The organism is uncultured Fibrobacter sp., from assembly GCF_947305105.1.
In the GTDB taxonomy this organism is placed as follows: Bacteria; Fibrobacterota; Fibrobacteria; order Fibrobacterales; family Fibrobacteraceae; genus Fibrobacter.
The window spans coordinates 1-23,134 of the sequence record NZ_CAMZCS010000044.1; the positions used below are offsets into that span (position 1 = coordinate 1).

Genomic DNA, 23,134 nt, shown 5'->3' on the forward strand with positions numbered 1-23,134 from the left:
TGCCTTAGTTGAGTTATCCTCTATGAGGAGTAGCGAGAGTACAAGTAGACAGTAGAAAGTGATTAGGGGTTAGGATCTAGGATCTAGGGTGAAATATCACGGCTTCGCCGTCTGTTACTAACGCACGAAGTGCGTGATTCTTTTCACTAGCCTCTATTCTCTAGTCTCTAGTCTCTCAAAGACTCACCGCTCATAGCTCATGGCTCATTGCTCGGGCCTGGAGCCTCGAGTCCCGAGCCTCCCTTATTGCCGGAATCGCCCTTTTCGAGGCGCATTTGCTGGAAAAACGCCTTCAGGAGCCCAAGGCACTCGTCGGCGAGCACCCCGCCCACCACCTCGACCTCGCGTTTGAGGGCATTGCCTGTAATCACGTCGACGGTCGTTCCGCAGCCACCAAAACGTGTATCCGGGGAGCCGTAGACCACGCGTGAAACACGGCTGTTGAGAATGGCCCCCGCGCACATCGGGCAAGGTTCGAGCGTTACATACAAAGTACACCCATCCAGACGCCAGTTGTCCAAGTGACCGGCTGCCGTCCCGATGGAAAGGATTTCGGCATGGGCGGTAGCATCCTTGAGCATCTCTATCTGGTTGTGACCACGGCCGATGACCACGCCATCTTTAACGATAACACAGCCGATAGGGATTTCCTTCTCCTCGAAGGCCTTTTGCGCCTCGCGAATGGCCATGCGCATGTATTTTTCGTCGTCGTTCGTGTAATCCATGGATAAGTGGTTAGTGGTTAGTGGTTGGTGGTTAGTAGGAAGTAGGCAGTAGGAAGTAGACAGTAGATATTCGGAATTAGGAATTAGGAATTTTTTATAATTGCAGCGAAGCCGCCCTGTTTACTTAACCACTGTTTACTAACCACTGTTTACTTAATTCCTCTTCCGTAAGCACAGTAGGAGTCTTCCTGCATGTAGTCGCCGTCGTGGTAGTAGGCGGCACGGGCGCGACAACCGCCACAGCGGTCGTTGAACTTGCACTTGCCACAAGCACCGGCATAGGCCTTGGTGCGGAGCTTCTTGAACACTTCGGCGTTCGCCCAGATTTCGTCGAAAGGCGTATCGTGCACGTCGCCCGCCTCTTCCATCATGTAGGCGCAAGGACGCACCTTCCCTATCGGGCTCACGATGCAGTAGTCAAGGCCGGCGAGGCAACCACGGCTGTAACGCGTCTTGACGCCAAGCTGGTCGGCGATGCGCAGGAACTGCGGAGCACAGGTGGGTTTGACAGGGATGCCGAGCGTGCGGCTCTTTTCCATAATCTTACGGAGGAGTCCCTCGTATTCGGCGACGCGCAGCGCATGTCCTTCAATTTCTTTTCCGCGACCGACGGGAATCAGGAAGAAAATCTGGTGGTTCACCGCGCCGATTTCCTTGACCCAGTCCATGATATCGAAAATTTCGTTCTGGTTCCAGTCCATGATGGTCGTGTGAATCTGGAACGGGAGGCCCGCCGCCTTGCAGTTCTCGATGCCCATCATCGTAAGTTCGAAGGCGTTCGGGAGGCCACGGAAATCATTGTGACGGTCATGGTCGATGCTGTCGATGCTGATACCCATCGCCATCGCACCGGCCGCTTTGAGCTTGAACGCCAAGTCGTGCGTGATGAGCGTGCCGTTGGTGCCGAACACTGGGCGGAGTCCCTTGCTCGATGCGTGCGCGACCAAATCCACGATGTCGGGGCGGGTCATCGGCTCGCCACCGCTGAAAATCATGATCTTGAACCCCGCCTTCGCGATTTCGTCAATCAGCTTGAGGGCTTCCGCCGTCGTGAGTTCGGCCGCCTTGTTCTCGCCCGCGTCCTGGTAGCAGTGCTTGCAGGTCAAGTTACACTTGTTGGTGGTCATCCAAGATACAATCATCATAAACCTCGTTCAGAACGCCCTACAAGATAGAAATCCTTGTCGCAAAAATCACACTTGACGCGCCAAAACAGCCTTTTTGCCTTTTCTGAGTGCAAGTTCATTGCAAAAAAGCCTATATTGAAAGCATGTCGGTCAAGAAACTCCTGATTCTCGCGCTCATCGTAGCTGCCGCCTATTACGTTTTTGGCGTAAAGGGGTTCAATCCGTTTACCCCAAAAATTCCAGGGGATGTCCAGCTATATGCGCTAAACGGGGAAACAACGACATTGGACAACCTCACCGGTGAAAACGGCACCCTCATTTTCTCTATGGGCACGTGGTGTTCGTTCTGTGTCGAAGAAGTCGGGGTACTGAAATCATTGGCAGAAGACCTTCGCACCAATAAAATCAATGTAGTCATTTGCATGAACGGATACAGCAACGACGAAATCCATAACTGGATTTACAAGCAAGATTTCCCCTGGGACTGGAAAACAGTCTACTGGCAAGATTCGCTCTACGACACATTCCACATCAAGAAAAAGACGGTCCCCTACCTAACGGCACGAAACAAGAAGGGTGAAATATTCTACAGCAACTCCGGTATACACTACACGAACGCGCTATCGGAAATCGCCGCGAACATGCACAAAAATTAATTATTGGCCAACGGCATCCTTACGGCGGAATATAACCCAAAGGATGACGGCAAGGGTGGCCCCGATGAGGCACATGAACATGTCTGACTGGGTATCCCAAATGTAGCCCTGGGTGCCTAAGAAGGCCTCCGTATCGGTCGGATTGCTCAAAGACGCGAGCCACTCGATAATCTCGTAAAGCGCAGAAATCGCCTCGGCAACGCAGATGGCCAAGAAAACAGTCCAGCCAGTGGTCCTGAGCGGGGTTGTGCGGCGCAAAAGTTCAATGGTCAAGAGCGCCGGGGTAAAACCTTGCATGAAATGCCCTATCTTGTCGTAATTATTGCGCGTAAAGCCGAACCAATCCTCCATCCAGAAACCGAGCGGCACCTTCGCATACGAATAATGCGCCCCCACCAGAAGGACAGCCATGTGGAACGCCATCAGGGCATAAAGGTACGTGGGCATCCGGAATTTATTGTACGTCAGCAAGAGGACGAGAAGCCCGACAAGTGCCGGAGCAGCCTCCAGGACCCAAGTCAGGTAAGTATCAACAACCCCCACGGCAGACCAAAGAATCGTCAAAGAGACTAGTACAAGCAGGACAAGGTGGGATTTGGGAACATTTTTCATACCCCAATAATAATAAATATACCCCTCCCTCAAAAAAAGTTTCTTTTTTATGAGAACAGTCACCAAAAATAAGTTATAATATTACATAAATGCGTCTTTTATATTACATTATGCTTTTTAGGTTCAATTTTTTGCATTATATGAATGAATCCTATATAAAAAGCTATTTTTCGGGGCAAAAAAAGGATACCATGACAAAGAGAAGAGTTGTTATTACTGGTCTAGGCGCTGTTACACCCGTCGGCAAGTCCGTTCAGGGCATGTGGCAGGCCATTCAAGAGGGCAAAAGTGGAATTGCCCCCATTACCCTGTTCGATGCATCCAATTGTCCCGTAAAGATTGCAGCCGAAATCAAGGAATTCAAGCCCGAGGAACACGGAATTGACCCGAAAGAAGCCCGCCGCATGGCCCGCTTCACGCAATTCCTGGTAGCAGCAGCAAACGAAGCGGTCAAAGACGCGAACCTCTCCCGCGAGCAGCTCGCCGAAGACACCACCGGAATCGTGGCCGGTAATGGCCTTGCCGGCATGGACATTCTCGACGAGACATACAATAAGTATATCGAAGGCGGCAAGCGCAGGGTTTCCCCGCTCGCCATGCCCGAACTTATCCCGAACGAAGCGTGCGCCAACGTCTCCATAGCCTTAGGCATTACCGGACAAGCCCACACGATTTGCACCGCCTGTGCCTCCGGCACCGACGCCATCGGGGTCGCGCTCGACTCCATCCGCTCGGGCCGCCTGGACGTGTGCCTCGCAGGTGGCTCCGAAAGCGGGATTACCGAATATTCTATCAAGAGCTTTGCTGGCATGCACGCGCTCACAGACAAATTCAACGACGACCCCGAAAAGGCGTCGCGCCCATTCGACAAAGACCGTAGCGGCTTTGTCATGGGCGAAGGCGGTGCCGTGATGGTGCTCGAAGAACTCGAACACGCGAAGGCCCGCGGCGCAAAAATTTACGCCGAACTCGCAGGCTACGGCGCATCCGCCGATGCCTACCACATCACGAGCCCGCGCCCAGGTGGAGAAACCTGCGCGAAGGCCATGATCCGCGCCATGAAGGATGCGGACATCGCCCCGACCGACGTGGACTACTACAACGCCCACGGCACCTCCACCCACCTGAACGATATCACCGAGACCGAGATGCTCAAGATCTCGCTCGGCGAGCATGCCTACAAAATCAAGGTGTCGAGCACCAAGAGCATGACCGGACACTGCGTGGGAGCCGCAGGCGTCATCGAGGCCATCATCAGCACGCTCGCCATCAAGGATTCGTTCTACCCAGCCACCATGAACCTCGACAACCCGGACGAAGGCTGCGACCTAGACTACGTGCCGAACAAGGGTGTCCCGGGGAACATCGACGTTGCCGTATCGGCTTCGCTCGGTTTTGGCGGGCACAACGGCGTTGTCGTCATAAAAAAATTCAAGGATTAAAATCCTTGCAGAACAGGAAGGGGAAAAATGATTATCCAGCCCATGATTCGCGGCAACATGTGCGTCAACGCGCACCCAGCAGGGTGCGCTGCCGCCGTGCGTAGCCAAATCAGTTCCGTCCGAAAATGGAGGGCAGAACAGGGCCAGCCCAAAGACTCCCCTAAGACTGTACTCGTCATTGGATGTTCATCCGGCTACGGCTTGGCCAGCCGTATTGTCGCCGCCTTCGGCTTCGGAGCCACGACAATCGGAGTATCCTTCGAAAAAGAAGGTTCGGATACTCTTCCCCCAAAAAACGGAACACCGGGATGGTACAACAACATGGCGTTCGACCGCGAGGCAAAGGCCTCCGGCATTGAATCCTTTACCATCAACAGCGATGCTTTTTCCCACGACACTCGAAAAAAAGTCATCGAAATCGTGAAAAAGACCGACAAGAAAATTGACCTCGTCATCTACAGCGTCGCTTCTGTCGTGCGAGTAGACCCGGATTCGGGTAAGCTCTACCGCAGCGTTTTCAAGCCTATCGGCGAAGCCCTCACCGGGGAAACCATCGACGCGATGACCGGCAAGATTACCCCCATCGGCACCGACCCCGCAACCGACGAAGAAATTTTCAACACGATAAAGGTGATGGGTGGCGAAGACTGGGCACTATGGATTGATCAACTCGCCAAGGCGGATGTACTTTCCGAAGGCATCAAGACAGTCGCTTATTCCTACATCGGCCCATCCCTCTCCTACGCCATCTACCGCGACGGCACCATCGGAGAAGCCAAAAAGCACCTCGAGAAAACGGCAAAAAAAATGGATGCCGAGCTGCAGGCAAGCCTTAAAGGCAGGGCATACATTTCCGTAAACAAGGGCGTGGTATCGCGCTTGAGCGTGGGCATACCCATCATCGCGCTGTACCTCTCCGTGCTGTTCAAGGTCATGAAGGAAAAAGGGACTCACGAAGGCTGCATCGAACAGATGGAACGGCTCTTCGCCGAACGCCTGTACACAGGTGGAGCCGTACCGACCGACGAGATTGGGCGAATTCGCATCGACGACTTGGAAATGGACCCGAAGGTCCAGGAAGAAGTCAAAAAGCGCATGGCCACCATCACGCAAGACAGTTTCCCCAAAATTGGAGACCTTGAAGGTTACCGCCACGACTTTCTCGTCTCGAACGGCTTTGACGTGGAAGGCATAGACTACACTGCAGACGTAGCCTCAATGGAATCTATTTAGAAGAACAATCTCACTCTTTCTATCCATTTTTTTTGTATTTTTCGAGTATCGCGGCAACTTACGCCGCGTAAATCCAAGGAGCGTCGTATGTCCGACTGGCTTTTCAAATCGTGGCTCAAGATTTCCGCCCTGACGGTTATCCTGTTTTTCTTCTATCACCTGTTTATCTCGCAGAAACTCGAAGAAGAGAATTTCTCTTCGGAAATCGATAAACACTAGAGGCACACCATGGAACAGAACAAGGACATCCTGGATATCCAGGCCGCCGAAGAAAGCTCCCGCAAGAAGAAGAAGTTTATCCTGTGTTACCACAGTTTCAGTGTGCTGAACTACAAGAGAACTCGCAACCAGATTAGGAAAATTGCCGACGCAGCCGGTTCCCCGATCAGCATCGCCGTGATTCCCGCCTTTGGTGCAGCTCCAGAATCCGAAGCGGAACAGTTCCGCGAAGAACTCGAGAAATTCGTTGACGAAGGCTACGAAATCATGCTCCACGGGGCACGCCACCGCGCCGACCTCTCTATCAAGCGCAGCCTCCAAGGCAGACTCGCCCTCTTGGTTTCGAACAACGAAGCTGAATTCGCCGGCCTTGACGAACGTTTCACGCAGGCCCTCCTGAAAAGGAGCCTTGCCTTGTGGAAAGCGCACGGCACCGGGAAACCGTCCGGATTCATTCCGCCCATCTGGTTCGGGAACAAGTTCCTCAAAGAACAAGCTCTCGAAATTTTCGACTATTACGAAGACCTTCATGGGATTTACCAGATAAAGAACGGCAAGATCAAGAAAACAAAATCCAAAGCACTGAGTTTTTCCATCATTCCCGCACCGCTCCTCGGGATTGCGCAGACTTACTCCTGCCTCAAGATGTTGTTGCCGGGTGGGGTCCACCGCTTAGTGTTCCACGACAAGGACTTCAGGACCATTGGTGAAAAGCGCATTTTGAACATGGTGCGTTACACATCCACCATGCGTGAAAAAATCATGTACAGGGATCTGTAAGACCCATCAGCACTGGATTCAACATGATACTCAACAAGTTTCTCTCCCGCATAGATTACGAGTCTTACGAGGACCTTTACAAGAATTTTAAGATTTCCATTCCGGACAACTTCAACTTTGCCTACGACGTGGTTGATGAATACGCGAAGACGGAACCCAAGCGCGAAGCGTTAGTGTGGTGCGACGACAACGACGAAAGCCACATCTTCACGTTCAAGGACTTGTCGCTGGCGTCCCAACGTACAGCGAATTTCCTTGTAGAACAGGGAATCCAAAAAGGCGACCGCGTGATGCTCATCCTTCGCCGCCGCTATGAATTCTGGTTCTTCTTGTTGGCGCTCCACCGCATCGGTGCGATTGCCATCCCGGCAACAAACATGCTCGCGGCCGAAGACCTGGAATACCGCTTCAAGGCAGCCGAAGTGAAGATGGTCGTCACCTACGACGAGCCCGCACTCCAGAAAGAAGTGGACAAGGCAAAGTCCAAGTGCCCCTCCGTCGAAAAGCTCGTGACTGTTGGCCAAACGGCCCGCCAAAACTGGATCAGCTTCTACGACGACTACGAAATTTTCCCCGCAAAGTTCGAACGCCCCGAAGGCGAAGCGGCGACGCACAACGACGACATCATGATCGTCTACTTCACGAGTGGAACCAGTTCGAACCCCAAAATGGTAGCCCACACGTTCACCTACCCCCTCGGGCATATCGTAACCGCCAAGTACTGGCAACACGTTGTCGACGGAGGCCGCCACCTGACCGTTGCCGAGACGGGCTGGGCCAAGGCTCTCTGGGGCAAGATTTACGGGCAGTGGATTGCCGGGTCTGCGGTATTCACCTACGACATGAAGGTATTCATTCCGGGCAAACTCCTCGAGAAGATGGCCGAATATAAAATTACGACCTTCTGTGCCCCGCCTACCGTCTACCGCTACATTTTGCAGCATGGCATCAGCAGGTACGACCTTTCGAGCCTCCAATACTGTACCACTGCTGGCGAAGCACTGAACGTGGATATTTATAACAAATTCTACGAACAGACGGGCATCCGCATGCAAGAAGGCTACGGCCAGACCGAACTTACGCTCACCACGGGCAACTTCGGCTTTAGCGAACCGCATCCGGGTTCCATGGGCAAACCCTCTCCGGGATACAGCATGGAAATCGTGAACGCGGACGGCGAGCCCTGTGCCGATGACGAAGTCGGCGAACTCATCATCAAGATTGACCAAGGCAAGCCCTTCGGCATGTTCGGCGGTTACTACCGCGACGACGAACGCACCAAGAAAGTTTTCGAAGGTGGTGTTTACCATACGGGCGACACCGCAACCCGCGACAAGGACGGTTACTACTGGTTTGTAGGCCGCAACGACGACCTCATCAAGAGCTCGGGTTACCGCATCAGCCCCTTCGAAGTGGAAGAAGTGCTCCACAAACACCCGGCCGTGCTCGAAGTCGCTGTCACGGGTGTCGAGGACAAGGACCGCGGTCAAGCAGTGAAAGCGACCATCGTGCTCCAGAAAGGTTACGAGGCGTCGAAGGAACTCGCAAAAGAAATTCAGCTGTTCACAAAGAAGGTGGCCGCCAGCTACAAGAGCCCGCGCATCATCGACTTCGTGACGGAACTGCCCAAGACCATCAGTGGAAAGATCCGCCGCGCCACCATCCGTGACAAGGACGCCGAAGCGCAGAATGCTGAAAAAGCCGAGGCCGCGAACAATGCGGAAACCCCGGCTAACGAAAATAAGACGGAATCCTAAAGATTCTTGAAGACTTTTCTTGCGGCATCGACAGTACGGTCGATGTCGCTTTCTGTATGCGCGGCACTCACGAAAATGGCCTCGAACTGGCTCGGGGCCAGATAAATGCCCTCGTCGAGCATCCCGAGGAAATACCTGCGGAACAGTTCCAGGTCGGACTTCTGCACGTCGGCAAAGCATTCCACCGGACCTTCGGTAAAGAAGATACAGCCCATGGAGCCTACCTGATTTGTAGCCAGCGGGATTCCCGCAGTTTTCGCCGCATCCTGGAGGCCTTCAATCAAGCGCTTCGTCATCGTCTCGGCGTGTACGTAAAGGTCTGGATGCGTAGAAAGTTCGCGCATCGTAGCAAGTCCAGCCGCCATCGCGACCGGATTGCCCGAAAGCGTCCCTGCCTGGTAAATGCCGCCAAGCGGTGCAATCTGCTGCATTACATCCAAACGGCCGCCATAAGCGCCCACCGGCATTCCACCGCCGATAATCTTCCCGAACGTAGTCAAATCCGGCTTGATGCCGTAAAGCCCCTGCGCACAGTGGATGCCCACACGGAATCCCGTCATGACCTCGTCCACAATCAGGAGCGCGCCATGCTTTTTCGTTTCATCCGAAAGCGTCTGCAAGAACTTGGGCTTTGCAGGGACGACACCCATGTTGCCGGCCACCGGTTCCACAATAACGCCAGCAATCTCGTCGCCAATCTTATCGAAGAGCTCTTTAACGCCCGCCACGTCGTTGTACTGGAGCGTGAGCGTGTACTTCGCGAGGTCGACAGGCACCCCCTTGCTGCTCGGCTTGCCCGTCGTGAGCATGCCCGAGCCCGCCTTGATAAGCAGGCTATCGCTGTGGCCATGGTAGCAGCCTTCAAACTTCACAATCTTGTCGCGCCCGGTAAAACCGCGAGCCGCACGGATGGCGCTCATCGTTGCCTCGGTCCCGCTGTTCACCATGCGAATCATCTCCACACTCGGCACGAGGCTCATCACAAGCTTCGCGAGTTCGGATTCGAGCCCGCACGGAGCCCCGAAACTGAGACCGTTCTGCGCCGTCTCGGAAACCGCCTTGATAACGGAATCGTGAGCATGGCCCAGGAGCATCGGCCCCCAACTGCCTACATAATCGATGTAGTCGTTACCATCCACATCGTAGATGTGACTGCCCTTCGCGCGGGCGATAAACGGAGGTGTGGCCCCCACGTTGCCATAAGCACGCACCGGGCTGTTCACACCACCCGGCATGAGTGTTTTGGCTTCGGCAAAAAATTTTTCGCTAAGAGAATGATCCATGTCTTAAAAAATAGAAAATCCGGCCCCAAGGTCGGATTTTCGTTAAAAATTACGTTAGGTAATTCAGATTAGAAGGCGTGCGCGCCAGCCATATCACAGCCAACAACAGCCGCAGCGTCATCATAGAAGTATTCAACTTGATTTTCAGCATTGCAAGCGAGGAGGTAACCCTGGCAACCCGTTCCAATCGTATAAACGATTTGATCCAATTCGCTCATCGGGGCGCACTTGGCCTTGAAAGCTTCGACACCAGCGTCTTCGGCAGCAATAGCATGGCAATAGTGCTTTTGGATACCCGCAATAGTTTGAAGTCTATCGCAAGAAACAACAGCCTTGCCATCGAGTTGAGTGGCCGAATTACCACCGGCACCCCCTGCAGATGAAGAAGAAGAGTCATCACCGCATGCGGTGAAAAGAGCGGCTGTGCCGAAAATGGCAACGATCATGAGTTTTTTCATCAGGTTCTCCTATTTTTATTTTTAACGATACATTAAACATATATATTTTTTTACAAAAGTCGCATTATTTATAATTTTTTTTTATTTTACACCAATAAAAAATACCATCGTTCAATCGATGGTATTATGCGTAATTATTTAATACTCAGTAAATTAGAATAGTTTTCTTTCTAGCGCTTCCTTGGCGTGGTAAGTGATGATGATGTCGGCTCCGGCGCGCTTGAAGGCCAACAAATTTTCGCGAATAATGGCGTTTTCGTCAATCCAGCCCAGTTTCGCAGCAGCCTTCACCATAGAATACTCGCCACTCACGTTGTAGACAGCCACAGGCACGTCGCTTATCCCGGCAGCCTCGCGCAGCACATCCAGGAAGGCCAGGCCCGGCTTCACCATCACGATGTCGGCACCTTCTTCGATATCGAGCGCCACTTCGCGCATCGCCTCGCGGCCGTTGCGCACATCCATCTGGTAGCTCTTGCGGTTACCGAAATGCGGGGCGGAATCGGCCGCATCGCGGAACGGCCCGTAATAAGCACTCGCGAACTTTGCGCTGTATGCCATAATCGGAGTATTCGTGAAACCGTGCGCATCGAGGCATTCGCGAATGGCACCCACACGGCCGTCCATCATGTCGGAAGGGGCAACCATGTCGGCTCCGGCAATCGCATGCGAAAGTGCCGTCTTCGTAAGGAGTTCCAGCGTCGGGTCGTTATCCACGTCGCCATCCTTGATAATCCCGCAATGCCCGTGACTCATGTACTCGCAAAGGCACACGTCCGTAATCACGTACAGATCGGGGAAATGCGCCTTGATAGAGCGCACCGCGCGCTGCACGATGCCATCGTCGTCGTAGGCACACGTCGCCATTTCGTCCTTGTGGTGCGGGATGCCGAAAAGCAATATCGACTTGATTCCCAGCGCAACGCAGCTTTCGAGTTCCTTCAAGATTTCATCGATAGAAAAACGGAACTGCCCGGGCATCGAGGGGATTTCTTCCTTGATGCCCTCCCCTTCTACCACGAACATCGGGTAAACGAGCGAATCGGGGTTAACTGCGGTTTCCGCAACCATGTTGCGGATGGTTTCATTCTTGCGTAAGCGACGAGGACGGATAATCATGGCTTAGGGCCTAGGGGTTAGGGGTTAGAGGCTAGGGGTTTACCGAGTCCTTTAGGCAACGGACAGAGATGCCATCATCAGAACTAAAGGGCTCCAAGAACGCCCCATCAATCGGATATATCAGGTTGTCTCCAACGAAGGATGCTGCATAACCCATCGAAGAACTTTCCTTCGTTTTCGTCCAAAAAGAGGCCTCAGAAGCTGTGAAACTGCCATTATAAAAACCTCCCGGAAGAGCATTGAAACCAAAGGCATCAACGCCGTAAGCCACATTTCCCCACCCAGTCCTAGATTTCAACATTTTACCTGCTACATCGAGAGCGACAACCATGTCAGCCGGGAAGGTTTCCGGCAAATCCGCCGTCTTAAACTCTTTTCCACCCGCATACAGGAAGAGCGTCATGTATTCCGTAGAATCCGGCAAATGCCATCCTGCTGGGCAAACAGACTGAGCCTGATCAAAAGTATAAAGACGGCCATACACCAAACAATTCGCAAGATCCTCATCAAAACAAATGCTTCCATTCACTTCAAAGTTCATATTTTCAGCCATCCAAACCTGGTCTCCAATGGCCACAGTCTTGTATGTCTTTCCATCACGTAGATCGGTCAAAATATTGCTTTTCGGATTATACACACTGCAATCATCTTCCGAATTTTCGGAACAAGCTGTTACATCAAAAATTTCGTAACCATTACCATGCAAAACAACACCCACAGAATCATCGCCGCAAACAATCTTGTAGCCCGAGCTATCGGCCAAAGCCTCGGCATTGCAAGATTTTCCCTCAGAGCCATCCTGACCATTCAACACGACGCCAACGGAGTCAGTACCGCAGACAATCTTGAACCCGGTGCTGTCATCCAGAATTTCGGCAGTGCAGGATTTTCCATCATCCCCTTTATCACCTTTTAAACCATTCAACACGACACCCACGGAATCCAGTCCACAAACAATCTTATAGCCACTACTGTCGGCCAAGGCTACGGCAGTGCAGGATTTTCCATCTTTACCATTACTTCCTTTGTCACCTTTATCGCCTTTGTCACCTTTATCGCCTTTTTTTCCTCTCAAACCAGTAGAACCATCATCACCCTTTTCTCCATTATACACAACTCCTATAGAATCTCCGCCACATACCATTTTGTAACCCGCGACATCGCTCAGTTCTTCCATAGAACAAGAGACATGGGCCTTTCTACCGGAATCACTAACAACCGACATGACTTTCCAAACGCTATCCACACAGAAATACAACGCCGAAGAATCCTTCACAAAAATCACATCACCTTCATTTAGAGCCGAGCACTGGCCAAGTTCTGTGTATGCAGAAACAATTGTATTTACCCCCGAATTTTCGGTAACATTGGTCGTGCCATCGCAAGCAGTAACACATGCAACAACAGCAATGAATGAGAGAAGGGGCAACCCGTGCCGGATTATGAAATTGGCCATGATGATATTCCTTTTGGATTAAAACTGAATTGTTTAAATAAAAATATAAGATATTGAAAACCGCTTTGGAAAGACGGCTACGAAAATTCCCGTTCAACCTGTTCAAGGCCGTCGGCCCATTCGGCCTGGATTTTCTGTTTGAGCTTCTTGGCGAGCGAGGGGGCGCGCCCCTGCGTGGAGACGGTCACGGCGATGTTTTCGCCAAAATCCATGCGGGCGGGCACAATAAAGTCACCATCGAGGTAATCACAGGCGTTATTGACCAGAATTCGGCGGGCGCGGGCATCGTTTGAAACTTGCGCATTGACAGCAGGCTGGTCGGTGCAGATGAATACCATGAAAATGCCACGAAGGTCGAGCGGCTCGTAAGGACGGTTTTTTAGGGTTATGAGGTGTGAGGTATGAGGTCGGGCTTCGCCCTTTGAGGAGAGATTCTCGAATTCGGGGTCGAATTGCGGGGCAACGACGGTGATGCGGGCTCCGGTCGGGAGGAGCGTCTTGACCTTGCGCAGCGCGATACGGCCACCGCCCACAACGAGAACGTTCTTGCCCTCGAGATTGACTTCGATGGAGAAAAGGTTCGAGGCTCGGGGCTCGAGGTGCGAGGATGAAGCATTATCGTCCAAACTTTTGTCATTGCGAGGAGAACTTTGTTCGACGAAGCAATCTCGCTCTGAATTAATCTCATGTTGAGCATTTCGAATTCCGGCGACGACCATGTCGGCGAATTCTTTCCAGTCGCCGAGGCAGGGCAACAGCGTTATAGGAATCTGTGGAAATTCAGCCCGCAATTTCGCCACCACGCGTGGAACATCATTTTTAGTATGCTGGCCGTTCAAGAGCAGGAACGGCAAAAGCGTCACTGATTCCACATCCTCGCGGAGGAGCGTACGCAGGTCGTTTTCCAAATCCAAAAGGCTCGTACTCGCCACACGCGTGCCGGGCAAGTCGTGATGCAACTTGTCTAAAATACCTTCAAAGCCCTTGTAGGCACCGGGTAAAATGCAATGGTGAGCGATAATCAGGATGGCTTTCATAGTAGTAGGAAGTTGGAAGTAGACAGTAGGAAGTGTTGGTAGTTAGGATTATTTTGAGTAAAACTCTGCTATTTTCTTGACGAGCGAATCCATTGTGGTTTCGTCGGAGGTGACGGTTTCAAAGCCGTGCTTGCGGGCTGCGGATTCCGTCATGCGGCCGATGCAAAATGAGGTATGAGGTCGCGCCTGCGGCGCTTCGAGGCACGAGGTCGCACTGGAGTTTACCCTGAGTTTCATCGAAGGGGTGCTTTGAGGTAGAAGTTTGACAAAATTATCAACGGCGCTGGTGCTGGCGAACACGACGGCATCGGCGCTGGCGACGGCTTCACGTTTCCATTCGGGGAGTTCCACCACGGGGAGAGTCTCGTAAACCACCCAACGGGTCGCCTGCGGGAGGAGTTTGAGCAAAGTGTCGTCGGCGAGGTTGCCCTGGAGGAGGAGGATGCGGGATTCATCCAAATTCGTGAATTCAGTTCCCTTCGACAAGCTCAGGGAACTTGCTAAAGTCTGCGAATTTGTTGAGCCTCTCTCGTCTTTCGTCTGTAGCGAGTTTACGAGCGTTCTTTCGTCTAAAATGCTTCGAAGAAGCTTCCCGAGGCCTTCGCCGGTGTGGTCTTCGGGGACGTAATCGCAGCGGATGCCGTATTCCAGCAACTTCTTTTCGGTAATTTTCCCGACGCTCGCAATTTTCTTGCCCGCAAGGATGCGGATATCGTTACCCGAGGCGAGCAATTGATTGAAGAAACTTTCCACGCCATTCGTGCTGGTGAAAGCAAGGATATCAAAGTTTGCGAGGGAATTGAAATCGGCAGGGCGAGATTGCCGCGCCCCTTCGGGACTCGCAATGACATGCGAGGCGAGTGCAGTGACAGGCTGTTCACAGACAGGCATTGCCGAGCCGATGCTGTCATGCGCTTGCGCCATGACAAGTGGACATTCCAAAGTTCGAGTTTCGATCATCGGGGTTTCGATGACTTCGGCGCCGAGGGCCGTGAGGCGGGCAGTAATCCCGCTGGCCTGTTTTGCTGCACGAGTGACGACTAGGCGTTTTCCCGACAAAGGCAAGTTCTTTTTCCAGGCAAGCGTCTTGCCCAGTTCCACGACGCCACCCATAATCGTTATTGCAGGGGCCGTTACATTTTCACGGACAATGGTCTCCCCCGCCGTTTCAAGCGTCGCCATGACAGTGCGCTGGTACGGTGTCGTACCCTTTTCGATAAACGCAAGCGGAGTTTTCGGGTCTTTGCCACATTCCATCAAGCGCTTGGCAATGAAATCCATGTTGGCGATACCCATCAAGAAGATGAGGGTGCCGGGACAATGCGCAAGAGCGTCAAAGTCGAGAGAAAGATTGCCTCTAGAGATTGCGTCACCCTTGCAGGGTTCGCAATGACAAGCCCCTATTACCTCACCACTTCCTACTTCCAACTTCCTACTGTCTACTTCTTTCTCATGCCCGGTGATAATATGGAAACTGGTCGCGATGCCGCGATGGCTTACAGGAATGCCCGCGTAAGCCGGCACCGAAATCGCCGAGGTAATGCCCGGAACAACTTCGAATTCTACGCCGGCAGCAACAAGCTCCAAGGCTTCTTCGCCACCGCGCCCGAACACGAACGGATCACCGCCCTTGAGGCGAGCAATCACACCACCGGGAAATTCACTAGCGAACTGCACCAAAAGCTTGTTGATTTCGGACTGTTTGACCTTGTGATGCGTTGGCATCTTGCCCACATCCACCATCTTGGCCTTGGGATTGCACATACCCAGAATTGCGGGCGAAACAAGGCGGTCATAAACCACTACGTCTGCCTTTTCGAGCACGGACTTTCCGCGCAGCGTCAATAGTCCCGGATCGCCCGGCCCGGCGCCAATCAGATATACTTTTCCCGAATTTTCTTTCATCGCCTACAATTTAGAAAAGCGGCGCAACAAAACAAACGCTTCGCGCCGCATCAACTGGAACTTTTTTATATTTGGGTCGAATTTGAAAATAGGCGCATCATGAGTGAGAATTACAAGTACGGTTTTGTAACGGATATCGAAAACGAGGCTTTTGAAAAGGGCCTGAACGAAGATATCATCCGCAGGGCATCCGCGCTCCGCGGCGAACCGCAATTCATGCTTGATTTCCGACTGAAAGCGTATGAAAAGCTCAAGGCCATGGAGCAGCCGAACTGGGGCGAACTGAGTTTTGCACCGGTAGACCTGCAGGACATCGTCTACTACTCCGCCCCGAAGACAAAGAAGAGCCACGAGAAAATCGAAGATGTGGATCCGGAACTCCTGGCCACCTTCGAAAAGCTCGGCATCCCGCTCGACGAACAGAAGCGACTTGCCAACGTGGCCGTAGATGCGGTCTTTGACTCGGTAAGCATTTACACCAGCCACAAGAAAAAGCTCATGGAAATGGGCATCCTGTTCTGCTCCATCAGCGACGCCATCAAGGAATACCCCGAACTCATCGAGGAATACCTGGGAAGCGTGGTCCCGGCTGGCGACAACTACTTTGCGGCACTCAACAGCGCAGTCTTTGGCGACGGAAGCTTCGTCTACATTCCGCCTGGAGTCAAGTGCCCGATGGACCTTTCCACCTACTTCCGCATCAACAACAAGGAAGCGGGCCAGTTCGAACGCACCTTGATTATCGCCGACGAAGGTGCCAGCGTGAGCTACCTGGAAGGCTGCACCGCACCGGAATATTCGAGCAAGCAACTACACAGCGCCATCGTGGAACTGGTGGCAAAGGACAACGCCAGCATTAAGTATTCGACAGTCCAGAACTGGTACGCGGGCGACCGCGAGACGGGAGCCGGCGGCGTGTACAACTTCGTCACGAAGCGCGGCAAGTGTGCCGGCAAGAACAGCCGCATCAGCTGGACGCAGGTCGAGACGGGCTCCGCCATCACGTGGAAGTACCCGAGCTGCGTGCTGCTGGGCGACAACTCCGTGGGTGAATTCTACAGCGTGGCCCTCACCAACGGGCACATGCAGGCCGACACCGGCACCAAGATGATCCACATCGGCAAGAACACCAAGAGCACGATTATCAGTAAGGGTATCAGCGCCGACTACAGCAGCAACGCCTATCGCGGCGAAGTAAGCATCCGCAAGTCGGCTACGGGTGCACGCAACTACACACAGTGCGACAGCATGCTCGTGGGCGACAAGAGCGCGGCCCACACGTTCCCCTACATCACCGTGGCAAACGCTAGCGCCCAGACTGAACACGAAGCGACCACCAGCCGCATCAGCGAAGACCAGCTATTCTACTTCGAGAGCCGCGGCATCAAGCGCGAAGACGCAATACAAGCGATGGTGGGCGGTTTCTGCAAGGACGTTTTCAAGGAACTGCCGGGCGAATTTGCGACCGAGGCAAGGCAACTGCTGACACTGAAGCTAGAGCACAGCGTCGGGTAAGGATTTAAACAAGGGAAGGAATCATGAGAATATCGACAAAAGGTAGATATGCCCTGCGCGTTATGATTGACCTTGTCCAAAACAGCCCAGACAACTTTACCAAGCTGCAGGATATCGCCGAAAGGCAGAACCTCTCCATCAAGTACCTCGAGGGCATCCTGGGGACGCTCGTCAAGGCGAAACTGCTCACGGGCAACCGCGGCAAGGCGGGCGGCTACAAGCTGAATTGCGACCCCAAGACCTGCAGCGTCTACGACATTTTGAAGACAACCGAAACATCGGTCGTGCCGGTATCCTGCCTCGACGAAAAGGCTGGAAAATGCCCGAGAATGGCAGAATGCGAGACCTACCCCGTGTGGGAAGAACTCGACAAGATTATCCAGGGCTACCTCACGAGCGTAACCCTAGACCAGTTCGTCGCCACGCAAGGCGCAAAACGCGGCAAGAGCAAAAACCCGTCCAACTGCGGGCTGTAACTATCTAGCCACGACCTGCTTGCGGATTTTCTCCGAAAGTTCGCGGCCACCCAACTGGGCGATACATTCAAACGCAAATTCTTCGGCAGTGCCAGCGCCACGGCTCGTGACGATATTTCCGTCTACGACCACGCGGTCTTCGGAAAATTCATTGCAAACAAGCTCCGTTTCGCAACCGGGGAAGCATGTAACCTTTCTGTCGACGAGGATTCCCGCCTTGCTGAGCACCAGCGGGGCCGCACAGATGGCAAAAATCCACTTGTCTTGGTCGTTGAAATCGCAAACAACCTTCTCGACCTCGGCACTCGCCTTGAGGTTCTGCACTCCCGGACCGCCGCCCGGCAGCAGGATACCATCAAATGCGGCCGTATCGGCACCATTCAGAGCGAAATTGGCGGCAATTTTCAGCCCATGGGCACCCACAACTTCGGCCTTGCCAGAAACGCTCGCGAGCGCGACCTCAAAACCCGCCCGCTGCAGGTAGTCAAACGGAGTCACGAACTCAGTCTCTTCAAAACCATCGGCCATAAGGAAAAGTATCTGCATATTGAACCTCTTTTTTTGAGAGAATGTAATAAAATGTGGAGAGGCTAGAGAATAGAGACTAGGATCAAGTGAATAAGAATCACGCACTTCGTGCGTTAATAACAGACGGCAAAGCCGTGATATTTTTCCCTAGCCCCTAGATCCTAGATTCTCTAATGGAGATTGCTTCAGGGCTATTCGCCCTTCGCAATGACAACCCCCACAACCTCTTTCGTCTTTCGTCTATCCCTAACCACAAACCACTGCCTACTGTCTACTTCCTACTGCCTACTGTCTACTTCCCTCACACCTTTTTACTATCTTTGTGCCCATGAATTTTAAGGACCGCATCATCCGCGCTACGGGCAAAAAAACGCCCTTCCGCCTGATTGTCGCCGATTTGACCACGACGATGAACGAAATCGGCAAATTCCACAATGCGCAGGGTTTCGCACTGAAACTCCTCGCCGAGAACTCCATCGCAAGCATTTTCCTGAGCGCAAGCCTCAAGTTCCCCGGCACGGTGAGCCTGACCACGCGTTTTTCGGGGGAAATCACCCATATTCAGTCGGATTCCACGCCGCAGGGCCTCGTGCGCGCCATGATTCCGCAGCCCGAACTCCAGGCCGTCGGTGGTAACGAACCAGCTCTCCTCCCGCAAAGCGTGAGCGTCATAAAGCTGAACGAAATGGGCAAGCGTGTCCACGAAAGCATTATCGAAGCGCCTTCCGTATCGATGGGCCAGAACCTCGCCACCTACCTTTTGCAGTCCGAACAGATTCGCTCCGCCGTGGGCATCGAGGCAGCATTCAACAAGGAAGCCCCGAGCAAACTCGACTACGCTGCCGGTTTCTACATCGAAGCTTTCCCCGACCTCGAAGACAAGGACATCAACCTGATCGAAGTCATCGTGCAGAACCTGCCGAAGTTCAAGGACATGAACACGCCCGAAGGTTTTGATCTCGACGAACTGCTGGACCAGTTGCGCGGCCCCTACGACATTGACATCGTCAAGGAAATTGACCCGAAGCCGTTCTGCCCTTGCAGCAAGGAGCGCACCGTCGCAACCCTCGCGACACTCAAGACTGCCGACCTGGAAGACCTCATGAAGGAAGGCAAAGATCTCGAAGTCGTCTGCGATTTCTGCCGCACCAAATACCAGATTACCGTAAATGATTTAAAAACAATCATAGACGAGAGAAAGTAGTCTTCTCCTAACCACGAACCACTAACCACTAATCACTATGTTTACTAAGCAATGTGTCGTTACCCTGGACCTTGAAGGAGTCCTTGCCCCCGAAATCTGGATTGCCGTCGCCGAAAAGACCGGCATCAAGGACCTGCGCCTGACTACGCGCGACATTCCTGACTACGACGTGCTCATGAAGGGCCGCATCAAGATTCTCGAACGTGAAGGCATCAAGCTTTCGGACATCCAGAATGTGATTGCAAACCTCGGCTTGCTTGACGGCGCCCGCGACTTCATGGACAAACTCCGCGACGAGACTCAGGTGATCATCCTCTCGGACACGTTCCAGGAATTCGCCTACCCCATCATGAAGAACCTCGGATTCCCGACGATCTTCTGCCACAACCTGGAAGTCGAAAACGACCGCATCAAGGGTTACCACCTGCGCATGAGCGACCAAAAAACGAAAGTCGTGAAGCACTTGCAGGACCTGAACTTCAAGGTGTTCGCCAGCGGCGATTCCTTCAACGATACGGGCATGCTCAAGCAGGCAGACAAGGGTTGCTTCTTCTGCGCACCGGATTCCATCGTGGCCCAGTTCCCGCAACTCGAAGCCACCAAGACCTACGACGAACTCCTGGAAAAGTTCCATCAGTTCCAGGCCACGCTGTAATAAGCACAGCGACTGGAATGCAGAAAACCCCGCGACATTGTCGCGGGGTTTTCTAGTACCCCCAAGCGGACTCGAACCGCTGTTGCGGGAATGAGAATCCCGAGTCCTAGGCCACTAGACGATGGGGGCAAGTGCGCGGCACATTATAGCAAATTAAGCGTATTCCGTCAACTAGTTTTAGTTACTAGTTATTGGTCATTAGTTGTTAGTCATTAGCAACATTCCGAAACATCACTAATGACTATTGACTAAGAACCATTGACTAAATACTAGTCTCTGTAGAACAAGTCGAGGTTGCTCTTGACCGGTGTAGAAGCTTCGAGATTCGTGACATAGTCATTGAATGCAGTCATCACACCAAAGCGGTAAGAGTTGTCCACATCCTGCTTGATGGCTTCTTCGACGTCTTCAATCTTCGGAGCCTTCTTAGAAACGACCTTGAGCATCACGGCGCCGTTTTCAGCAACAACCGGAGCGGTCCATTCGCCGACCTTAGCCTTGCCCACAACGCGAGCGATCTGAGCATTGCCGTAGCCGAAGCCCGGAACAAAGCCATCGACAGAAGAGTTCTTAGTTTCAAGTTCGACCTTTTCAATCTTAGCAGCGGTATCTGCCGGATTCCAAGCCTTGACCTGAGCAGCAACAGAGTTCAGGTAAGTTTCAGCAGCCTTGGCAGCCTTCTGCTTGAGAAGCGTTTCCTTGATGTCGTTGTAGTAGAGCGGGAGGCTACGTTCGCCAGCCTTGAAGGTACCGACCTTTTTAGCAATAGCAACCCACTTGTTGTTTCTGAGAACGCCAGAAATTTCGCTTTCTTCCTTCGGGAGGTTTTCGTTCGGCCATGCAAAAGAGGTAAGACCCTTGATGTAACCGAGAGCAGCGATGTTGCCATCGTTAGATACCCATTCAGAAGTCTTGACTTCGAGACCGCGAGCCTGAGCTTCGGTGAGCAAGTCAGAACCAGCATCGACATCCTTCTTGATGCTCGTGAGAATCTTTTCTAGGCTATCAATAGTATTAGAAGAAGCAGTCACAGTGAGGAGAATGTGGCCAACCTTGACCTTTTCAACTTCACCCTTAGCGTTCTTCACATTGCCGTAAGACTTGATGATGTGGTAACCGAACTGAGAGCGGACCGGTTCAGAAATCTTGCCAGAATCAAGAGCGAAAGCAGCGTCTTCGAACGGCTTCACGTAAGCACCACGGCCAACGAAATCATCACTCAAGATGCCACCCTTTTCGGCACTGCCCGGATCTTCAGAAGAAACGCGAGCCATGTCTTCGAACGTCGTGGTCGAAGATGAATCGGTGAGCTGGTAGTAAAGCGTCATGGCATATTCACGGATGCTAGCATCGTCGCCTGCAGTAGCTTCAACCGGGATGGAAACATACTGGAACTGAGCCATATCCTTCTGCACAAAGAAGCTGTCCATGTGGGCCTTGAAGTAGCCAGCAACCATCACGCTATCAACGGAGTTGGAATCTACAACAAAGTTAGAGCTCGGGGCGACCGCCACCTGCAGTTCGTAATCAGTCATGCGGCGTTCAACACTCCACTTGGCTTCGAGAGCAGTCGGATGAACAGAAGCACCAATCAAAGTCTGGAGCTGACGAGCCGGAATGGTGTTGTTCTTCATTTCATCTTCGAGCATGAGCATGGCGCTCCAGCGGTATGCAGCCGGAGTTTCGATCCAAGCATCATAATCGGCCTTGTTGAATGTCGTATCCGTGAGGAACTTCGGCAAAGAAGCGATGTAAGCCTGAGAACGCTGCATCAAGTCTTCCTGAGAAGTAGCCTGCTGCTGGATAGCGTAGAGGCGAGCCTGAGCTTCTTGAACCAAGCGGCCGCGAACAGCATCAGAATTGCGCTTGAACTCGTTCTTGAGTTCTGCAACCGAGGCGCTAAGTTCGGCCTTTTCGAACTGTTCGGCAAACAAAGCCTGACGGACGAAGCTAGAGAACACCTGAGCGCGGAGCTGGGAGTACTGTTCGTCGTCCAAGTGCTGATTCTGGTACTGGTTCTGCACGATCATCTTCACGCGAGAATCAAAGTCCGTGTAAGAAATCTTGGTATCGTTGACAATGCCGATAGGATAGCTACGTCCCTGATCCGGAACACGGTCCATGGCCAAAAGACCGATGGCGATACCGGCAGCAAAGATCACAATTACCCACTTGGCTTTTTCATTAATCCACGTTAACATAGAGACAACTCCATTAAAATTTTGTCGCACGAAAAATAGCAAAAAAAAATGTTTGCATTTTATTTTATCGAAATTGCAAGCCAAATATAATGCCGAAAATCCCTATTTTTTCTATTTATTGGACATAAAAAAATACATCAATTCCTTTGGAGTATCTCATGTACGATATTTTGGTTCTGGGTGCCGGCATTTCTGGATTGAGCGCAGCTCTCCACGCGGCAGAGAAAGGGTTTCACGTAGTTATCTTGACCAAAGGAGCAAAGCCGGACGGCTCATCAAACTACGCCCAGGGCGGTATCGCTACCGTTACTGAAAAAACAGACAAATTTGAATTCCACATTGCAGACACGCTCGAAGCAGGCGCAGGCCTCTGCAAAAAGGAACCCGTCAACATCTTGACCAAGAGCGGTCCTTCGACCATCAAGCAGCTCGTCAAGTGGGGCGTCCAGTTCACACCGTCGCCCGAAGACAAGTCGCAGTTCGACCTTCACCTCGAAGGCGGACACAGCCACCACCGCATTTTGCACGCCGCTGACCTCACCGGTAAAGAGATCATGCGCGCCCTCCTCTGCAAGCTTCACGAACAGAAGAACATCAACTACCTTGAAAACTGCTATATCAAGGACTTGATTTGCGAAGGCGAAGGCAAGAACAAGCGCTGCGTCGGTGCAAAAATTATCCACCAGAAATCCGGTGAAGTTGAAAGCATCTACGCCAAGGCAACCATCCTTTCGACAGGTGGTGCA

At 52.5% G+C, this 23,134-nt stretch carries 22 protein-coding genes and 1 tRNA gene; 11 read left to right on the top strand and 12 right to left on the bottom strand.

Annotation, left to right across the window (positions count from 1 at the left end; all coding sequences use genetic code 11):
* Nucleotides 1–197: 197 nt before the first annotated feature.
* Both tadA and nirJ2 read right to left on the bottom strand, forming a co-directional pair.
* The gene (tadA, locus tag Q0Y46_RS13645; protein WP_295680724.1) at nucleotides 198–725 is read right to left on the bottom strand and encodes a tRNA adenosine(34) deaminase TadA; all 528 of its coding nucleotides are present in this window, start codon (nucleotides 723–725) and stop codon (nucleotides 198–200) included.
* 149 nt (nucleotides 726–874) lie between these two features.
* Complete coding sequence (gene nirJ2 / locus Q0Y46_RS13650; RefSeq protein WP_366522539.1) at nucleotides 875–1,867, bottom strand: putative heme d1 biosynthesis radical SAM protein NirJ2; 993 nt, start codon at nucleotides 1,865–1,867, stop codon at nucleotides 875–877.
* Nucleotides 1,868–1,995: 128 nt separating this feature from the next.
* Between nirJ2 and Q0Y46_RS13655 the strand changes: the two genes are divergently transcribed.
* On the top strand, nucleotides 1,996–2,508 hold the full coding sequence (locus Q0Y46_RS13655) for a redoxin domain-containing protein (protein ID WP_295680730.1): 513 nt from the start codon (nucleotides 1,996–1,998) through the stop codon (nucleotides 2,506–2,508).
* On the opposite strand, the gene Q0Y46_RS13660 is transcribed toward Q0Y46_RS13655, so the two are convergent.
* Nucleotides 2,509–3,120 (bottom strand): DUF2238 domain-containing protein, encoded by a 612-nt coding sequence (locus Q0Y46_RS13660; protein ID WP_297948154.1) that lies wholly within the window; start codon nucleotides 3,118–3,120, stop codon nucleotides 2,509–2,511.
* A 191-nt stretch (nucleotides 3,121–3,311) separates the two neighbouring features.
* On the opposite strand from Q0Y46_RS13660, the gene fabF reads away from it, so the two are divergent.
* From fabF to Q0Y46_RS13685, 5 genes are all read left to right on the top strand, one after another.
* Nucleotides 3,312–4,562 (top strand): beta-ketoacyl-ACP synthase II, encoded by a 1,251-nt coding sequence (gene fabF / locus Q0Y46_RS13665; RefSeq protein WP_295680736.1) that lies wholly within the window; start codon nucleotides 3,312–3,314, stop codon nucleotides 4,560–4,562.
* Nucleotides 4,563–4,589: 27 nt separating this feature from the next.
* Nucleotides 4,590–5,795, top strand: coding sequence for an enoyl-ACP reductase FabV (gene fabV, locus Q0Y46_RS13670; RefSeq protein ID WP_297948157.1), 1,206 nt, complete (start codon nucleotides 4,590–4,592; stop codon nucleotides 5,793–5,795).
* An 87-nt stretch (nucleotides 5,796–5,882) separates the two neighbouring features.
* A complete protein-coding gene (locus Q0Y46_RS13675; protein WP_295680742.1) occupies nucleotides 5,883–6,014 on the top strand; it encodes a hypothetical protein in 132 nt (43 codons plus the stop codon).
* A gap of 9 nt (nucleotides 6,015–6,023) precedes the next feature.
* Nucleotides 6,024–6,794, top strand: coding sequence for a polysaccharide deacetylase family protein (locus Q0Y46_RS13680; protein ID WP_295680745.1), 771 nt, complete (start codon nucleotides 6,024–6,026; stop codon nucleotides 6,792–6,794).
* Between the two features lie 23 nt (nucleotides 6,795–6,817).
* Nucleotides 6,818–8,551: an AMP-binding protein gene (locus Q0Y46_RS13685; protein ID WP_297948162.1), complete on the top strand. Its 1,734-nt coding sequence runs from the start codon at nucleotides 6,818–6,820 to the stop codon at nucleotides 8,549–8,551.
* On the opposite strand, the gene hemL is transcribed toward Q0Y46_RS13685, so the two are convergent.
* The 6 genes from hemL to cobA form a co-directional block, all read right to left on the bottom strand.
* Nucleotides 8,548–9,834 carry a glutamate-1-semialdehyde 2,1-aminomutase gene (hemL, locus tag Q0Y46_RS13690; RefSeq protein ID WP_297948165.1) on the bottom strand — a complete coding sequence of 429 codons (1,287 nt, stop codon included), beginning with the start codon at nucleotides 9,832–9,834 and terminating at the stop codon, nucleotides 8,548–8,550. The genes Q0Y46_RS13685 and hemL overlap by 4 nt on opposite strands.
* A gap of 68 nt (nucleotides 9,835–9,902) precedes the next feature.
* On the bottom strand, nucleotides 9,903–10,292 hold the full coding sequence (locus Q0Y46_RS13695) for a hypothetical protein (RefSeq protein WP_295680753.1): 390 nt from the start codon (nucleotides 10,290–10,292) through the stop codon (nucleotides 9,903–9,905).
* A gap of 153 nt (nucleotides 10,293–10,445) precedes the next feature.
* Nucleotides 10,446–11,411, bottom strand: a complete 966-nt coding sequence (gene hemB / locus Q0Y46_RS13700) for a porphobilinogen synthase (protein WP_297948168.1) — start codon at nucleotides 11,409–11,411, stop codon at nucleotides 10,446–10,448.
* A gap of 31 nt (nucleotides 11,412–11,442) precedes the next feature.
* Nucleotides 11,443–12,867 carry a fibrobacter succinogenes major paralogous domain-containing protein gene (locus Q0Y46_RS13705; protein ID WP_297948171.1) on the bottom strand — a complete coding sequence of 475 codons (1,425 nt, stop codon included), beginning with the start codon at nucleotides 12,865–12,867 and terminating at the stop codon, nucleotides 11,443–11,445.
* 77 nt (nucleotides 12,868–12,944) lie between these two features.
* On the bottom strand, nucleotides 12,945–13,904 hold the full coding sequence (locus Q0Y46_RS13710; protein ID WP_297948174.1) for an NAD(P)-dependent oxidoreductase: 960 nt from the start codon (nucleotides 13,902–13,904) through the stop codon (nucleotides 12,945–12,947).
* Between the two features lie 48 nt (nucleotides 13,905–13,952).
* Nucleotides 13,953–15,809: a uroporphyrinogen-III C-methyltransferase gene (cobA, locus tag Q0Y46_RS13715; RefSeq protein ID WP_297948177.1), complete on the bottom strand. Its 1,857-nt coding sequence runs from the start codon at nucleotides 15,807–15,809 to the stop codon at nucleotides 13,953–13,955.
* A 99-nt stretch (nucleotides 15,810–15,908) separates the two neighbouring features.
* Here cobA and sufB point away from each other — a divergent pair, with 99 nt between their 5' ends.
* Both sufB and Q0Y46_RS13725 read left to right on the top strand, forming a co-directional pair.
* Nucleotides 15,909–17,324, top strand: coding sequence for a Fe-S cluster assembly protein SufB (gene sufB, locus Q0Y46_RS13720; protein ID WP_297948179.1), 1,416 nt, complete (start codon nucleotides 15,909–15,911; stop codon nucleotides 17,322–17,324).
* 23 nt (nucleotides 17,325–17,347) lie between these two features.
* Nucleotides 17,348–17,800 (top strand): Rrf2 family transcriptional regulator, encoded by a 453-nt coding sequence (locus tag Q0Y46_RS13725; RefSeq protein WP_297948183.1) that lies wholly within the window; start codon nucleotides 17,348–17,350, stop codon nucleotides 17,798–17,800.
* Here Q0Y46_RS13725 and Q0Y46_RS13730 read toward each other — a convergent pair whose 3' ends face one another.
* Nucleotides 17,801–18,346: a DJ-1 family glyoxalase III gene (locus Q0Y46_RS13730; RefSeq protein ID WP_297948185.1), complete on the bottom strand. Its 546-nt coding sequence runs from the start codon at nucleotides 18,344–18,346 to the stop codon at nucleotides 17,801–17,803.
* Between the two features lie 310 nt (nucleotides 18,347–18,656).
* On the opposite strand from Q0Y46_RS13730, the gene Q0Y46_RS13735 reads away from it, so the two are divergent.
* Both Q0Y46_RS13735 and thrH read left to right on the top strand, forming a co-directional pair.
* On the top strand, nucleotides 18,657–19,532 hold the full coding sequence (locus tag Q0Y46_RS13735) for an Hsp33 family molecular chaperone HslO (protein ID WP_297948188.1): 876 nt from the start codon (nucleotides 18,657–18,659) through the stop codon (nucleotides 19,530–19,532).
* A 37-nt stretch (nucleotides 19,533–19,569) separates the two neighbouring features.
* Nucleotides 19,570–20,187: a bifunctional phosphoserine phosphatase/homoserine phosphotransferase ThrH gene (gene thrH / locus Q0Y46_RS13740; protein WP_297948191.1), complete on the top strand. Its 618-nt coding sequence runs from the start codon at nucleotides 19,570–19,572 to the stop codon at nucleotides 20,185–20,187.
* Nucleotides 20,188–20,243: 56 nt separating this feature from the next.
* Here thrH and Q0Y46_RS13745 read toward each other — a convergent pair.
* Both Q0Y46_RS13745 and Q0Y46_RS13750 read right to left on the bottom strand, forming a co-directional pair.
* Nucleotides 20,244–20,316: transfer RNA gene (locus tag Q0Y46_RS13745), tRNA-Glu, on the bottom strand.
* A gap of 140 nt (nucleotides 20,317–20,456) precedes the next feature.
* Nucleotides 20,457–22,388: a peptidylprolyl isomerase gene (locus Q0Y46_RS13750; RefSeq protein ID WP_297948193.1), complete on the bottom strand. Its 1,932-nt coding sequence runs from the start codon at nucleotides 22,386–22,388 to the stop codon at nucleotides 20,457–20,459.
* A gap of 158 nt (nucleotides 22,389–22,546) precedes the next feature.
* On the opposite strand from Q0Y46_RS13750, the gene Q0Y46_RS13755 reads away from it, so the two are divergent.
* Nucleotides 22,547–23,134, top strand: a 588-nt coding sequence (locus tag Q0Y46_RS13755; protein ID WP_297948196.1) for an FAD-dependent oxidoreductase, incomplete at its 3' end; no start/stop codon positions are given.